The organism is Bilifractor sp. LCP21S3_A7 (genome assembly GCF_052118825.1).
Lineage (GTDB): Bacteria > Bacillota > Clostridia > Lachnospirales > Lachnospiraceae > Bilifractor.
In genome coordinates, this window is sequence record NZ_JBQKGL010000005.1 from 40,983 (window position 1) to 55,137 (window position 14,155).

The window sequence follows — 14,155 nt, forward strand, 5'->3', positions numbered from 1 at the left end:
CCGGAACAGGATCAATTCCTGCTCCGGTTCCTTTTCTATTTTATAATTTAGCACAGGTCTAGTGTACTTTTGTGTACTTTTTTGAAAATGTTTCAAAAAAGTTAATCAGTAGCAAAGACAAATACACCTTCAAAAAGAGGAAGGATGAGAAGTCCCCTTTCTCCAACGGTTCCCCCAGGGGACCCCCTTTTTGTCCTTTACCGTTTCTTTTCCTATTCCCCTTTCTTAAGTCTTGCTCCTCTATCGCATCGGTTGGTTTGCGTATGTTCAACCTAAATCGCACCCTCCCCATCCGCAAGGGCTGCCCTACGGCGTATCGGCCTTTCATCCTTGTCCCTTGCGGATGGGAAGAGCACGATTTGTGTCGGTTTCACCGCAAACCCAAAACCGACGCGATAGATAGACGCAAGATTTCAATAAGAAAGGAGAAAACAAAAAATGAGAAACTGTAAATTCCAAAATACCCGCTCCCCTCCCTCGGCTCCAGATTCCGCAAGATTTCGGATCGTAACAATCGTTTATATGAACGCATAGAAAGGGAAAGAATTATGCAGATTCAAGAAATGAAAATACAAATCACAAACAGAGAAGAAGCTGAAAACAACTTGAAAACCGGATTATCTATTGGAGCTTGCAAAACAGAAGAATCTTGCAACTATCTGACAAAAGAAAGCGAGATGGAAGGTATCAGCAAATATTTGATGATCCAAATTCGTGATTCAGAAAGTGGAAAACAAGGATTTGTCCGGCATAGGGATAGCATCAAACAATATTTGGACTCGCTTTCCTGGAATGAGAACGATGCATGGAAACTAGCCGAGGAAAATACTAAAAAATGCAGTCAAATCCTTCCTATTAATTTTTTACTTAATCTGAGTTTACCAGAAAATGAGGGTATGCCGTATGTTATCTCAAATACCTGGAATTACTTGGGAGCCGGATGTGCATTGATCCACGAAACATTAGAAGGTTTTTCAAGAATGTACCATACCCATCGAATCGCTCTTCTTCCATCTTCCATTCACGAAATGTTAATTGTTCCAAACCCAGAACTCTTAGAAGGGGATCTTTCCAACATGGTCAAAGAAATTAATCACTCAATGGTAGAACCGAACGAACGGTTAACAGACAGAGCTTACATCATCGATTTTAACTGACAAAAAAACATAGGCGGGATTCCACAGTCTCGCCTATGACCTACAAGAAAGGATAGGATTTTTATGACTACAAGAAGAATTTTAGCAAAAGTTTTGGAAATCGTCGAAGGGATTTTGTTATGGTCTGTGTTTTTTGTATTACCAGGACTTTTAGAAAGCTTTGTTAATTATATTTTTAGGTAAACAATCGGCTGTTCTATCGGCTAGACGGGGGAAAAGAGGATTAGAATGAAAAAGTATATGGGTACATACACATTTACAGACGGTTTTAAATGTACAAGCAAACTTGATAAACCAGAACTCATGAAGAGAATGAAGAGATTAGACAATTTGAGAGTGCTGACAGAAGGATTTACAGAGGGTGCAGGCAGAAGTATCTGTGATAAAGCACTAAGGGCATATCATAAAGCAGATAACTTTACTGGAATTATTAGATTAACTGTATTTGAAAAAGATTTTCTTGGATACTTGCTTGAAGGTAGAACGGACGAAGAGGATGTTGAAACGATTCAGTTTTATTTGAAGTAATTGAATACAGAAAGGAGAATACGATGAAAAAATACATGGTTTATATGGATGACGGAAGGAATTGTTTTAAGGCAGCTATCCCAGCGAATAGCGAAAAGGAAGTCAGAGAGTATGTAGAGGGGAATGGAGAAGTTATCTCAATTAAGGATGTGACAGAAGATTATCCTATCAGTCTTGATAAAATCAGACAAGCTCTGCGAGATGCAAAGTTTGGACCGGATGAGATCGAATTTATCACAAGATGTTTGGATTTTAATGCTATCGCCAGATGATACGGAGAAGAGTGCTAAGGCATAGGAATCGATGGAAAAGACAACCATACTTCCTATGCCTTAACTATTGGAACGAAGAGCGTTCATTTTTTTGAACCATTTACATAATAATCTTTCAACCTCTTCATTAAATCCAGATCTATGCCAGGATAGCAGAAATTAACAAAGGAACCAACTTCGATTCCTTCGTTAAGGCATTGCGTAAGAAATGCAATCTGCTCTTTCGAATATGCTTTGTTCTTGGCGTACAGCTCGATGAACTTCTGGCTTTCCATTTCTCGTTGTTTTTGACGTTCGATCTCTTCCGCCTTTCTTCTTTTTCTCCAGGGAAGTTTGATGGAAGGCTCTGGTTGTTTGTAGTCCAAATCCTGTGTTTGGATCACATTCGTGCTATTCTTAAAAGAATCCAGTTCCTTTGTGAGATTTTCTATGATTTGATTTTGTGCTGATAGAGTGCTCTGAAGTCCTTCCACCAAAGAAACATACCGATCTGTTACGACCTTCGTATCCGATACCGTCTGTGTGACTTTTTTCTCTGTATCTGAAATTCTACGTTGCAGACCGTCCTTCGGCGTATACTGGTCAAAGAGTGCTTCGATCAATAGATCGTTCAGAACCGTCTTATTCCCTTTTGATTTCTTAATGCACTCTTCTGCTGCGAACGCAGGCAGTCCCCGTAAAGCAAAATGGAAAAGCAATTCGAAATATTTCTGATCCGATTTTGCCTCAGACAGAAGATCGAAATAGCCAGAATCAACGCCAAAGTCTGTGGCAAAATTCTGGACAATGGAAAAGACCTGTTCCTGGGATAATTTTTCCATTATAACCTCCTACTTTCTTTGTGGTCTGGAGTATCCTCCAGAGAATTATTTATCGGAGCTTCTGAAAACTGTTTGCTCTCATCTTTCGATTTAGTGGTTCTTACATCTTCAACAGAATTAATGATCGGTTTTTCACGCAAGATTCGGAGCAGTATTTTCCGTTCCTCGTTTAACGTTTCATATTTTGAATTTTTTTGCTGGTTTGATAGAACAAGAGGATCTTCTTTATATTTTTCTCCCAGATTCTCCAGCTCATCAGATAGATTTTCAAAATCTTCATCGGAAAGCTGATCTTCCTTCTTCGCTAAGATTGACCGGATCTCTTCATACCGTTTCCGATCAGCCACCTCATCCGCTGTCAGCTCCATTTCAGAATCTGCAAATCCAGTATCTTTCATCTGTTTGATCTCTGCCTTTACTTCACTCAGTCGTTTCTCACATGATTCAAAATCAGACATATCATTTTTGATGATGTATTCGGCTTCTTCGGCAATCTGGTTGATATGCAAAAGATCCTTTCTCGCCCGAATCTGAGATTCAATCCGAAGATCCAAAAATTGGAATGCATAAGCCTGCTGCACTCGATTGTAGAGGCAGACTTGAAAGCGATTCTTTTTTGGTTTCGGGAGATAAGGAATCTCACTCATGGACGGAATGATATAGGTCTTTTGTTTTTTCTCTCTCAGCCAGATTCTGTCTTCGACCCTGGCCAGCGTATAATCTTTCCCCAGGGAATAATCACGATGAGCCTTCTTGCTCTCCCGCTCTGATACTCCAGGATGAGAATATGCAACATATTTTCCATGCTTTTCCGACTGCCCGATACGGAGTTGATAACCATATCCTTTCATGATCTGAAAATAATCATCCAGATTCTCACTTATGGTGATAGCGTGATCAATGTCTGCCCGGATAATCTTTGACCAGGTAAAAGCATTCTTTTTCGATGCGATATGTTCGGCATATGATTTACCGATCCGCTTGTCACTCTTTTCATATTCCAATTTCGATAATCCATATTTTTCACAGATCATGTCCGTAATCGGTTGGATAGATTTTTCCCAATCGCCATTGACGTATCTGTATTTCAGTCCCGTGTATCTTGAAACAGAATTAAAAACGATATGGATGTGCATATGCGGGTGATCGTTATGAACGGAGAAACAATAATCATAAGCATCCCCAAGATATTTCTCGCAGAAATCCCGACCGACTTTCATCGCCGTATCTTCATCGCACTCACCAGGCTGAAAAGAAATAACAAAGTGGTAGCCCTGGCGTCCCCATTCTTTTTGATAATCTTTTTTTGTGACGATCATCGCATCAAAGATGGACTCCGGTGATGTTCCGCAATTTGAAAAAGAAAGAAGACCATCTCTGGTCTTCTTTGGATTCAAGATATAATAGATTGCTCTGCGAAGATGATTTGCAGGATCGCCTTTGATCTTACTCTCCTTCAGATTTTTCAGAACCGTTACCGCCATGATTTATCACCTCCTCTCGAATTTTGGCAAGTCGGTCATCACAGCTTTTCAGTATCTCGATGATTTCCTTCTGGTTCGGATCTTCAGATTCCTGGAGCCTACGAAGAGAATAATGGATCTCGGAACGGATCGCACGAATATCATTGCACATCATACGAATCCGTTCCGGAGAACTGGAAAAAAGTTGCTGTCTGGCATAAGTGCTGGCAGAAATCTTCCGATTATTTTCTTCCAGGCGATGAAGCTCTTCCTCTAATTTTTCTGCTTCCAAATCTGTCAACCGAACGTGCAGCCAGTTGGATCGATGACTTTTTTCTTTCATAGGTTGCTCCCATCGTTGGAATGATCCTCGTTCATATTCTGATCCAGAATCTGTAGAACCTCTTCCGGAGAGACAGAACCATATCGCTCCTCGATCAGCTTTCTTAACCTTTCATTTTCTTCGATTCGTTCTTTCTTCTCTTCCTCTTTCTGTTTGAGTTCCAGGTCATGGAGAAGCCTTTTCTTTTCCGTCAATTTTTTTTGCAATGAAGAAATTTCACCCTGTACCGTTTCAATCTTCTTGTTATACTTGTTCATACTCGGTTGCCTTTCCTTTCTTTGTGCATTCCCAAAAATAGAGATTATGTTCCTTAATGAATCCGATTACATCCGATACAACAAAGTTTGTCGGATCGTCTTCATAGCGATAAGATGGATCAATGGCGTTGTACCAATCTGCCTTCGGATCTCTGCCGTACCATTTTTGGAATTTCCGATTCCGTTCTTTGAAAAAGCGATGCGGAAATCTAGCCGGATTAATTAAGTGCCAAGTCGTTTCGCAAATCAGTTGCGGATAGAATCCGAAGGGAGTTCTCACGTAAGCAAAGCCGGAGGAATCATGAGGAAAATCATTGGCATCATAAAAATGGCCCTTCGGAAGTTTCAATCGTCCTTTGGAATCTCTTGTTACAAAATACCCTTTGTTCCAGTCATCTGATTCAAATTGCTTAAGGTATTCGATCTCTTCCGGACTGAAATCTGGAATCCATTTGTCATAAGGCACGACTGCTTCTGGAAGATCCTCATCCGGATCATCTACCATTGGATGTGTCGCTGATCCAAAGGTCGATGTAAAAAGATCCGAAGTATTTTCGACCAAAAATTTTCCAGGCTGCTCTCCGCCCGGCATAAAAATTCCACGACGAAAATACGAGCAAATAAATTCTTCGAGCATCAATTCCATGTGATGGATAGAATCGTTTACTTCGTTCAGACAGGAAAAAATCTTCTGTTCCATTTTCTGATCTGGAACAAAGACATCTGATTTTTTGGAATCATCTTCTTCCAGGTTCTCATTCGAAGAATCTGTTTTTGGCACAATAGCTGATAGATGATTCGAAAGATATTCCATGAAATCTTTGTTCGAAGAATTCTCTTCTAAGATTCCAGAACGTATTAATTCTGATCGGAACTTTTCGAATGTATCACCTGCTTCACCGGAAACTCGATAGATTTTTTCATCTTCTCTCGCCATAAAGAACACCTCTTTTCTAGAACAATTTACGACTAATTTTTTTGGTAACCAACTTGGTAACCAAAAAACAATATTTAGCCGATTTTATAAAACTTGGTAACCATTGGTAACCATTGATTTTACGGCATTTCTGCCATGCTTTTTAGCTTGGTAACCATTGGTAACCAAGCTAAAGCTATGTCTTTTGGTTTGGTAACCAACTTGGTAACCATTGGTAACCATTGATTTTACGGCATTTCTGCCTTAATTTTTTGCTTTGGTAACCAACTTTGGTAACCAAGTATTATTAACTGCAAGATACGCATTTTGTGATACAAAATTCATCTTGTTAGGGTTCCCCTAAGACCCATCCGAGCCTTAATTTGCTCGGAAAATAGAAAAGAAAAATCCAAGGCTTTGCCTTGGAAAATGGAAACTCCTTCGCAGAAATCTGCGAAGGAGCTTTTCATTTTTTCCCATTTTTTTGACAGGCATTTTTCAAATGCCTTGAAAAATCCTATGATTTTTTTTGCAGCCATTTTCCAATCACCCCAAAAAATCTTCAATATTTTTTCGATGCTAAAAAAAGTACGCTCTCTTTTCTGCTCATTTTTTTGAAGTGTCCATCGGATCTTTTCTGCAATTTTCGTCAGAAAATGATTGGAAGAAAATCCGAATGGAATCTTCCAGAGAATCCTCCGGATGATCATTGCAGAAACGAAATGCTTCGTCCGTCAAATCCTCTAGATAAAGGACTCGTCGCAGGATGTCCTCTGACATCCTGCGTCCGATTTTTTTCAGCAGAAAACTAATCGTTCTTTTTTTTGAGATCAAATCTGAATTGGCAAAAATATTTGCCTTGCTCTGAGTGAGCTGATCGATGTAGTAGTACTGCCATTCAGAATCTATTTTTTGAATGAGTTCATCTACGATATCTTGCATCCTGTTTCCTCACTTTCCAAGTTACTTCCCTACTCTTCCAAAACAAACAAAATGGTTTTTATAATACGTTCCATCGAGATTGTGCTCTCGAATCGGATCGCCTGCACCAATCGATGTGTGGTTTCCTACATAGATTTCAACATGAGTGATATAGTCAGAAGTATCATACGTTCCGGTAAAAAATACCAAATCGCCAGGCTGTGCCTGTTCAATTCCAATATGAGTCGTGGCGTTATACTGATCCTGGGCGGTTCTCGGTAATTGAATTCCGGCCTTTGCAAAACACCACTTCGTAAAACCGGAACAATCAAATCCTGTGTTTGGATCACTACCTCCAAAGACATATGCCTTACCAATATATTTGTATGCCTCGTCATGAATCGTTTGGAAATCCGAAGAATCGATAGGCCTTATAGATTCAGAAGCGATATATTTTTTCCATTTGGAAACATAGGACGGATCCCCATAAACTTTCAATCCATATTTTTTTTTCATATTGGAAGAAAATTGATAAGCTAAATCTTCACTATACTTCCCTCCGTTTGCCATGACGAAATTGATAAAGCCTGGACCATAATTGTATGCCTGGATCATCGTTTCGATATCACATCCTGTTTGTGCTTGCCGATCTCTAAGCTGCTTATATAACCCAATTCCTAAACGAATCGACTTTTCCGGTGTCATAAGAGCTTCATCTTTTTCATCAAATTTGCCATCACCAGTAATATCATTCGACCATTGCATTGGATTATTCCCGCTACCATGAGATTCCACTTCGATGATTGCCAAAATATTTGTTTCATCCTCTACGGAAAGTCCCATGCTCTCGCTCACCTCATGTACAATGGAAGCATAAGCAACCGTTGTTTGAGATAGGTTTGCAGATTCTGGTGCTGATTGCGTGGCGGATGAAAAGATGGTTGTGAAAACTGTGAAAAGCAAAGCAACAATCAGAAAAGGAAGCAGCATTCCTTGGACAAGCAATGGAGTGATTGCTCCGATTGCAACAACAACGGTTTTAGCCATTTGCTTAATAGCATGGGAGCCGGAGGAAAATTGAGCCATTTGTTTCTGTTGATCTTCATTAAGTGATTCCTTTTTTCCTTCTTCGCTTTTGTCCAAAGAATTTTTTATTTGATCCGTTACTTTTTTTGCTGCTTTTTCCGCAGCCCGAACAATTTCATAAGTACCTCCGGACGCTGCATCAGCACTCGCTCTTGCTCCAGCCTTTGCTCCAGCTTTCGCTCCGGTTTCTACACTTTTACTAGCAACTTTCCCAACGTCTTGTTCCAGATTTTTCTCGGAAAATCCTTTTTCTTTTTTCAATTCTGAAAATGATTTGTTGGTTTGATCTTCCGAAGTCCGGTATTTTTGTTTTTCTTTCTCCTTCTTGATTTCTGTTTCCAATCTTGCAACAGATGGATGTTTCGATGCTTTTTTCAGTAACCGTTCTCTCCGGCTCGGAGACATTCTTTGCCATTTTCGAAGCTCTGCGGGAGATAAATAAGATTCAACGGCAAGTCTTTCCTGGTCTTTCGTATTGATCTTAATATCTGCATTTTTTACGGCAGAAAGAACCGGATTTTCCGTTTTCTTAATCAAATCCGCAGCGAGAGAAAGGTTCGTGCTTTTTGAAAAAATCCGTGTTTCCGAAGCCTTCTTAATCTGCATTGCTTACTCCTTCTGGTCCGCTTTCTTGTAAACGATTCGTGAATCTTCTTCCATGCGGATCAAAGCCCCTGATTCAAGCATCGTCTGAATGGTCTTATCGGTTTCCGCTTTCGAGATTGATAGAACTTGTTGGATCTCTTCTTCTGTAATTGGGACCGTAGCCGTAATACGGAGAATTTTTGCTGATAAACTATCCGCTTCCTTGGAATCTACGATTACAGGTTTAATGTGCTTTTCTTCTTCCTCTTTCTTTGCTTTTGCGGCATTCTCATGGAAGTTTGTCGAAATCTGATAGTAGATCGGATTAGAATTACTCATCCGGCAGTCAAAAAGAATCACTTTCTTTCCCCAGACCATCAAGCCATAGCCCGGCTGTGGCTCGGACAAACTTTTATATTCCATAGAGGAAAGATCCTGGATCTGCCGGATGGCATTCGCATCCATACCGCCCTGGTCCAGAAAACATTTATAGCCGCAGTTCGAAAACATGTCTCTAAGCTCCGGATTGTCGATTGCACGGGAAAAGTTCTGCATAGCCATCGTGACAATACCGCCGAACTTTCGGTAGGTTACAACCGCTTTCAGAAGCATATTAGCGGATGAAGGATTTGCTGTAACGACCTGTGTCTCATCGATAATCAGACGGGTTGCCCTTTGGTATTTCCGGTTGTATGCCATCCTGTTGGAAAGGAAGAACATGATCGTAATCATTACAGGTTCCCAGAACTCGCTTGAAACATTCGCTAGTCCAAAGACAACGAAGCGTTTGTGGAGATTTAAGTTGGAAGGATATGCAAACATATCATATGCGCCTTCTGTGTACTCTTGTAAGGCGTTGTACATAGCGTGAAGCATTTCCTTGTCATGGTCATTCTCAATGGTCTGTTCGAGCTTGGAAAGCTCATCCCGAAGGTCTGTCAGCGTTGGCTGCCATTTCAGCGTTCTTTGCTGAAAAGCCCTTTGGTAAAGACTTCGGATACATTGACCAATAAAAGACTGGTGTTCCTGTGAGAAGATCATGTTTTTCATTGCAGCAGAACAAAACGAGAACACCCATCCGGTCACGTCTGCCACAAATCCGTTAATGACGGCATCCCGATTCGGTGTCTGATCCTGGAAAACCTCGTCCGGTATCTCCATCGGATTCATGTGGAATTCTGATTTCGGAGTAAAGTCGATGTATTGTCCATCATAAAATTCACAGATCGTCTGGAACTCATTCTGTGGATCGATGATCGTAAGATCATCATGCGTAGAAAGCAGCGTCTGTACGACTTCGGTTTCCTTAATTAAGAAGGATTTGCCGGAGCCGGTATGGCCAACAATCATTCCATGCGGAGAAGCGAGCTTTTTCCGGTCAGCAAAGATCAGATTCTTTGTGGTTCGGTTGACACCAAAAAACATACCGTTTAGATCAATCAAATCTTGTGCAAAGAAGGGCTGAAGTGCAACAAGAGAAGAAGAAAAATATGCCCTCCGATGTTTTACCAGTCGGCAGCCGACAGGCAAAGCTGTGTTGAATGCCTTTAGTTGTACATAGTTCATCGTTTCCAAAGTCACACCGACATCTTTTCCGGTCTGAATAGCAGATTTGATTCGCTCCGCCAGCTGATCTTCGGTGCTTGCTGTTACGACCAAAAGAACGCCGACAAGAAAGCAGGATTCGTTATTGTCATCGACCTGGTCGATGTAGCCCTCCAGCTCTTCCTTCTGCTTTTCCTTCAGATAGGAAACACCCGCCATGATCTGCCCGCTTTTTCGTTTAGAATCAATTTCATTTGCTATGGCCCGCTCATTATTAATATTCGCAGATTTTAACTTCTGCTTTAAAACAGCCTTGTCAACGGGAGCATAATCAATCGTGCAAAAGGACTGATAATCCATATTGGTAAGCGAATAGATCGTCTGCCGTTCATTTAATGTCGAAGCAACCGAGCGGGCAAAAAGAACGGACGCATACTGCCTTCCGTTAAAAATCATAAAATTTTGTTCCGCATTGATGGAGACAGGGATCACGTCATGAACCGGATCCGCCAACTCATCGACAAAATCGTAGTTTACGGTATCTTCAGACCGATAAAAGAAGTTGGAGAGAATATCTAGTCTCTGTTTTGCATTGAGAGGCAGTATGACAGACTGGAGGCTCTTGAAAAGGCGGTCCAACTCCGTATCCATACCAAGAAGATAGCTCCTGGCTTCCTTGTAGGAATAAGAACGTACCGTAATAGTCAGATACATAAGCTTCTTTAAGTTGTGAAGGTCTGCATCCTTAATCTTCTCATTGATCCATTCCTGCATCCCCTTATAGATGGATGGATAGTTTTTCTTGTTAATATCCGAGAATACAGAGTCAATGTATTGCTGCATATTCCGATATTCGTTTGCGACCGTAATCTTAAAATCGCAGTTCATCGCATTTAGAACCTTCGCAAGATTGCGTAGAATATCGGTCTGCTCGTTTTCATCCCTGTTCGCATAGTTAATATCGGAAAAGATGTAGCAACGATCATACTGGCACGGATTTATGCCTTCTTCGATCTGGAAAATACCGTTAGGATAAACTTTGGATATACAAAAAGCATCCCGGCAGTTCATGGGATGCTCCTTTTTTTTCGACAACTTCGTGATATAGCTCGACTGCCGGAATTTGGCATCCGGGTTAATAATAAAAGCCATTTATTTTTTTCCTCCTTTCCCGGCATTCGCAGGGTTAATCTCCGTAGAAAAGATAGTTGTTCCCGGAAGATCTTCCTCTGATTCAAAATGCAGCTCTTTTGTATACCAAGTGTACATAATCTCCTTAAAAAAATCTGTGATGGACAAATATCCCTGGTATCGGTAGAACCCAATTCCAATTGCCGGAAGAGCAAAAGGCACGGCAAAGTATACCAGTGTAGCCGGGTTCATCTTTGTTAGAAAGTAAAGCAAGATCACGACTCCAAAGGCGATGGCCCCTCCCGTGATGATAGATATTAATTCTCTGCCATTGAAGCCTTTCCATACATCGTCCTTATACTCTGTGAGAAAATCCTTATTAATCTGAATTGTCATTGTCTCCTCCTCTCAATCTATCTTAAATCAAAAGCACGCCGCATGAAGGCGTCTGAGCCTTTCACAGCGGAAGTAATTAGAGTGATCTGGGCCATCGATGTGAGAACGGACTGATAACCATCAAACCAGTCAAGTGGTGTCCCTGTTTGGTTGGAGAACCCCCAGTTTGCAATCATCAATCCTCCGATCCGGAGAATAAGAGCAATGATAACAATCTGAAAAACATTCGTTAAAAAACTCTTAAACCAAGATATGGCCGTGTTTTCCAGTCCTCGACCGCCTGCCATCGTGGATAAGGCAATCGGAGCAACGCAAATCAATAGATAGAGATTTAAGAACCGTCCAAAAACTTCAACCATGATGATGATACCGGAAATAATGCAGAGTAAAAGATAGATCAAGCCTGCCGCCAGTTCGTACAAAACATACGTAACGTCTACATCCATTGGCTGAATATTAATACTCGTTCCACCCGGAAAGAATACTGCTTTCATATCTGAAGCAACGGTAAAGAAACTCTGCATCAATGAAATGCCCTGGATCATTAAAGAATTTGAGATTATTACTTTGATGATCAGTTCGATCCAGTTCTCAATCGTTAAGTTTTCTCTTAAATTAGTGCTTTGTCGGATAAAACCGATCATAAAAAACAAGTTAAGAAAAACTGTAGCAGCCGACAACATCCAGGGATAAACTGTCTCGGAAACGAAATTCCAAGCATCCGGAGAGATCGTTTCAAGGGCATCAGCTCCCATGAGGGAGCTTGTGATACCCATGAAGAAATTCCAGATCTGCTGACCAAGATTAAAAAGAGAGCCAATTTGAAAAAAATCTTTTAACCAACCTGGCATGACCTTTCTCCTTTAAGATACGAAAGCTGAAATTAACTGCGGAGCGAGAACCATAATCAGGCCACCGCCGATCCTTTTAAAAGCTGTGGATTGCAAGACGCCATCCTGGGACTGCATCGATGTACCCCACTCGAAGAACCCCCATAACAGGACAATCGCACCGATGGAGGAGATCAAGGCCTTTACGATATCCATTAAGTTATTGAATCCATTTGTGACCGTTTCTGCCCCTGAGCTTGCAAAAACATTGGATGGGAAAAAAAGCATGGAACTAAACAAAACGCCCAGTACCATGATCCTTTCTGCTTTTTCCGGGGTTAATTTTTTCTTGATATTCAAAAAATAATTTTTCATGACAAAATCCTCCCTTATCTCTTATTCATGTTCTTCCCGATCAGCACACCGCCGACACCGCCAATTACAATAACGATTCCCCAAAAGATCAAGTCTTTGAACTGGGAAACTGAAGCCGGAAGATTATTGCGAACAATTAATGCCACAACGATCGCTGCAACAAAGACGACAACCATCAAAAGAACCGCTAACGGGTTTGTTCCTCTACGCATAATAATTACCTCTTTCTATTTGTGTTTGTGATTTGTACTTGGTGAATGATCTTTCTTAAGGTGGACGCACCGGATGATTGCTCATGACTTATCCCTCCATGATCTGTTTTAATAGTTTGATCCGTTCATCTTCATACGAATGAATTCGATCTTCTTTTTCTGAAAGTTCCTTCTTTAATGCTTCCACTTCTTTTTGAAGATTGGATTGCTCCTTTTGTAAGGATTTAATTTGTTTCGACAGTTCTTCTTTTTCGTTCCTGGATTCCTCAAGCATTGCTTGTAAGATCTCTGAAATGCTTTTTGACAATTCTTCTAAGGATTTCCGGTTTTCCAAAATGTTCCTCCTTAAATTTTTTCAATCGAGCACGAAGTCACAAAGCCATTCTGGAAAGATACAGCAATCTGACAGGTGTCATAATAAAAAATTTCCTTTCCGTTGCCATTGGCATCCAAACCGCTTATATCTTTTCGTCCGGCATCTGAAAACAAAAAATCGCAATCCGTTGTAGATTTCTCCATAGACAATCCAAGAAAAGAAGAAGCCGTTCCGACAAAGGAACATTCGGCTTTTGTGACCATCGCTCCATTCATATTGCTCGGATAATAAAGATACAAGGTGGAGCCATCAACATTGGTCCAAGTCGAAACGGAAAGCGAAGCATTGTCTGGGTCCGCATTTACGGAAATACCATTCCATCCCTTGTCTGCAACGGCATTCGGAGCAAAAGGAAATTCAAAAGAATTCCCGCAGAGAACAACATTAACTGCTCCATCCTGATAAGAAAAGCCACCATTAACTGATTGCTGAGGCTGAATCTTCTCCGGCTTATCAGTTTTTGTGTCAGAATTTGACACAGGATTCTTCTCATCGGACTTCGATTTCGATGATTTCGTTTTTGATTTTGTGTCAGAATTTGACACATTTTTGTTATTTGACTGCGATGAGCTTTTCTTCGGCTTAGTCACCGTTTTTTTCTCTGTTTTCTTCTCCGTTTTCTGTATGATTTTTTCCATCCGATCAATCTGTCTCATGATCGGCTTTGGCTTTAAAAAATAAATAGCTCCAAGAGCCAAACAGAGAAGAAGCAAAATCAAAAGAATCCATCGTATTGGTCCTTTCCTCTTCTCCTTTTTCGGATTATCTTTCTTTGGTTTTCCCTTTTTGGGAATATCCTTATTTGATTTTTCTCTTTTCGCTTTCTTTGGATTCCTTCTGTCAGAGGATTGTGCTGCATCTTCTTTCGAAATGAGCGAATTTAATTCCGCATAGGGATCATAATTTTGTTCTTCCAAGGGTTCCTCCTTAAAGCAAGTACC

General features: G+C 40.7%; 18 protein-coding genes. 3 read left to right on the top strand and 15 right to left on the bottom strand.

The window, feature by feature from the left end; translation table 11 throughout:
• Positions 1-548 precede the first annotated feature (548 nt).
• The 3 genes from ACTQ1O_RS05805 (at position 549) to ACTQ1O_RS05815 (ending at position 1,957) form a co-directional block, all read left to right on the top strand.
• A complete protein-coding gene (locus ACTQ1O_RS05805) occupies positions 549-1,157 on the top strand; it encodes a DUF5688 family protein (RefSeq protein WP_441486495.1) in 609 nt (202 codons plus the stop codon).
• Positions 1,158-1,385: 228 nt separating this feature from the next.
• Positions 1,386-1,685: a hypothetical protein gene (locus ACTQ1O_RS05810; RefSeq protein WP_441486496.1), complete on the top strand. Its 300-nt coding sequence runs from the start codon at positions 1,386-1,388 to the stop codon at positions 1,683-1,685.
• A gap of 23 nt (positions 1,686-1,708) precedes the next feature.
• The gene (locus ACTQ1O_RS05815) at positions 1,709-1,957 is read left to right on the top strand and encodes a hypothetical protein (protein WP_441486497.1); all 249 of its coding nucleotides are present in this window, start codon (positions 1,709-1,711) and stop codon (positions 1,955-1,957) included.
• 83 nt (positions 1,958-2,040) lie between these two features.
• Here the strand turns inward: ACTQ1O_RS05815 and ACTQ1O_RS05820 are convergent, their stop codons facing one another.
• The 15 genes from ACTQ1O_RS05820 to ACTQ1O_RS05890 all read right to left on the bottom strand — a co-directional run bounded on the left by ACTQ1O_RS05820 (position 2,041) and on the right by ACTQ1O_RS05890 (position 14,131).
• Positions 2,041-2,778 carry a hypothetical protein gene (locus ACTQ1O_RS05820; protein ID WP_441486498.1) on the bottom strand — a complete coding sequence of 246 codons (738 nt, stop codon included), beginning with the start codon at positions 2,776-2,778 and terminating at the stop codon, positions 2,041-2,043.
• A complete protein-coding gene (locus ACTQ1O_RS05825; protein WP_441486499.1) occupies positions 2,778-4,175 on the bottom strand; it encodes a relaxase/mobilization nuclease domain-containing protein in 1,398 nt (465 codons plus the stop codon). The genes ACTQ1O_RS05820 and ACTQ1O_RS05825 overlap by 1 nt, the downstream gene beginning before the upstream one ends.
• 49 nt (positions 4,176-4,224) lie before the next feature.
• Positions 4,225-4,584 (bottom strand): hypothetical protein, encoded by a 360-nt coding sequence (locus tag ACTQ1O_RS05830; protein ID WP_441486500.1) that lies wholly within the window; start codon positions 4,582-4,584, stop codon positions 4,225-4,227.
• On the bottom strand, positions 4,581-4,841 hold the full coding sequence (locus ACTQ1O_RS05835) for a hypothetical protein (protein WP_441486501.1): 261 nt from the start codon (positions 4,839-4,841) through the stop codon (positions 4,581-4,583). The genes ACTQ1O_RS05830 and ACTQ1O_RS05835 overlap by 4 nt, the downstream gene beginning before the upstream one ends.
• Positions 4,828-5,778, bottom strand: a complete 951-nt coding sequence (locus ACTQ1O_RS05840; RefSeq protein ID WP_441486502.1) for a hypothetical protein — start codon at positions 5,776-5,778, stop codon at positions 4,828-4,830. The genes ACTQ1O_RS05835 and ACTQ1O_RS05840 overlap by 14 nt, the downstream gene beginning before the upstream one ends.
• A gap of 320 nt (positions 5,779-6,098) precedes the next feature.
• Positions 6,099-6,296 carry a hypothetical protein gene (locus ACTQ1O_RS05845; protein ID WP_441486503.1) on the bottom strand — a complete coding sequence of 66 codons (198 nt, stop codon included), beginning with the start codon at positions 6,294-6,296 and terminating at the stop codon, positions 6,099-6,101.
• Positions 6,297-6,363: 67 nt separating this feature from the next.
• Entirely contained in the window at positions 6,364-6,699 is a 336-nt protein-coding gene (locus tag ACTQ1O_RS05850) for a hypothetical protein (RefSeq protein ID WP_441486504.1), read from the bottom strand.
• Between the two features lie 21 nt (positions 6,700-6,720).
• Complete coding sequence (locus ACTQ1O_RS05855) at positions 6,721-8,370, bottom strand: C40 family peptidase (RefSeq protein WP_441486505.1); 1,650 nt, start codon at positions 8,368-8,370, stop codon at positions 6,721-6,723.
• 3 nt (positions 8,371-8,373) lie between these two features.
• Positions 8,374-11,046, bottom strand: a complete 2,673-nt coding sequence (locus ACTQ1O_RS05860) for a VirB4-like conjugal transfer ATPase, CD1110 family (protein ID WP_441486506.1) — start codon at positions 11,044-11,046, stop codon at positions 8,374-8,376.
• Positions 11,047-11,421: a PrgI family protein gene (locus ACTQ1O_RS05865; protein WP_441486507.1), complete on the bottom strand. Its 375-nt coding sequence runs from the start codon at positions 11,419-11,421 to the stop codon at positions 11,047-11,049.
• A 17-nt stretch (positions 11,422-11,438) separates the two neighbouring features.
• A complete protein-coding gene (locus tag ACTQ1O_RS05870; protein ID WP_441486508.1) occupies positions 11,439-12,272 on the bottom strand; it encodes a hypothetical protein in 834 nt (277 codons plus the stop codon).
• 12 nt (positions 12,273-12,284) lie between these two features.
• Entirely contained in the window at positions 12,285-12,626 is a 342-nt protein-coding gene (locus tag ACTQ1O_RS05875) for a TrbC/VirB2 family protein (protein ID WP_441486509.1), read from the bottom strand.
• A gap of 14 nt (positions 12,627-12,640) precedes the next feature.
• Entirely contained in the window at positions 12,641-12,838 is a 198-nt protein-coding gene (locus ACTQ1O_RS05880) for a hypothetical protein (protein WP_441486510.1), read from the bottom strand.
• An 88-nt stretch (positions 12,839-12,926) separates the two neighbouring features.
• On the bottom strand, positions 12,927-13,172 hold the full coding sequence (locus ACTQ1O_RS05885) for a hypothetical protein (protein WP_441486511.1): 246 nt from the start codon (positions 13,170-13,172) through the stop codon (positions 12,927-12,929).
• A gap of 11 nt (positions 13,173-13,183) precedes the next feature.
• Positions 13,184-14,131: a hypothetical protein gene (locus ACTQ1O_RS05890; protein ID WP_441486512.1), complete on the bottom strand. Its 948-nt coding sequence runs from the start codon at positions 14,129-14,131 to the stop codon at positions 13,184-13,186.
• Positions 14,132-14,155 lie beyond the last annotated feature (24 nt).

What these genes read in the sequence shown, in the direction of transcription:
- ACTQ1O_RS05805 (WP_441486495.1), top strand. Translation starts at nt 549, where the DNA reads ATGCAGATTCAAGAAATGAAAATACAAATCACAAACAGAGAAGAAGCT.
- ACTQ1O_RS05810 (WP_441486496.1), top strand. Translation starts at nt 1,386, where the DNA reads ATGAAAAAGTATATGGGTACATACACATTTACAGACGGTTTTAAATGT.
- ACTQ1O_RS05815 (WP_441486497.1), top strand. Translation starts at nt 1,709, where the DNA reads ATGAAAAAATACATGGTTTATATGGATGACGGAAGGAATTGTTTTAAG.
- ACTQ1O_RS05820 (WP_441486498.1), bottom strand. Translation starts at nt 2,778, where the DNA reads ATGGAAAAATTATCCCAGGAACAGGTCTTTTCCATTGTCCAGAATTTT.
- ACTQ1O_RS05830 (WP_441486500.1), bottom strand. Translation starts at nt 4,584, where the DNA reads ATGAAAGAAAAAAGTCATCGATCCAACTGGCTGCACGTTCGGTTGACA.
- ACTQ1O_RS05835 (WP_441486501.1), bottom strand. Translation starts at nt 4,841, where the DNA reads ATGAACAAGTATAACAAGAAGATTGAAACGGTACAGGGTGAAATTTCT.
- ACTQ1O_RS05840 (WP_441486502.1), bottom strand. Translation starts at nt 5,778, where the DNA reads ATGGCGAGAGAAGATGAAAAAATCTATCGAGTTTCCGGTGAAGCAGGT.
- ACTQ1O_RS05845 (WP_441486503.1), bottom strand. Translation starts at nt 6,296, where the DNA reads ATGGCTGCAAAAAAAATCATAGGATTTTTCAAGGCATTTGAAAAATGC.
- ACTQ1O_RS05850 (WP_441486504.1), bottom strand. Translation starts at nt 6,699, where the DNA reads ATGCAAGATATCGTAGATGAACTCATTCAAAAAATAGATTCTGAATGG.
- ACTQ1O_RS05855 (WP_441486505.1), bottom strand. Translation starts at nt 8,370, where the DNA reads ATGCAGATTAAGAAGGCTTCGGAAACACGGATTTTTTCAAAAAGCACG.
- ACTQ1O_RS05860 (WP_441486506.1), bottom strand. Translation starts at nt 11,046, where the DNA reads ATGGCTTTTATTATTAACCCGGATGCCAAATTCCGGCAGTCGAGCTAT.
- ACTQ1O_RS05865 (WP_441486507.1), bottom strand. Translation starts at nt 11,421, where the DNA reads ATGACAATTCAGATTAATAAGGATTTTCTCACAGAGTATAAGGACGAT.
- ACTQ1O_RS05870 (WP_441486508.1), bottom strand. Translation starts at nt 12,272, where the DNA reads ATGCCAGGTTGGTTAAAAGATTTTTTTCAAATTGGCTCTCTTTTTAAT.
- ACTQ1O_RS05875 (WP_441486509.1), bottom strand. Translation starts at nt 12,626, where the DNA reads ATGAAAAATTATTTTTTGAATATCAAGAAAAAATTAACCCCGGAAAAA.
- ACTQ1O_RS05880 (WP_441486510.1), bottom strand. Translation starts at nt 12,838, where the DNA reads ATGCGTAGAGGAACAAACCCGTTAGCGGTTCTTTTGATGGTTGTCGTC.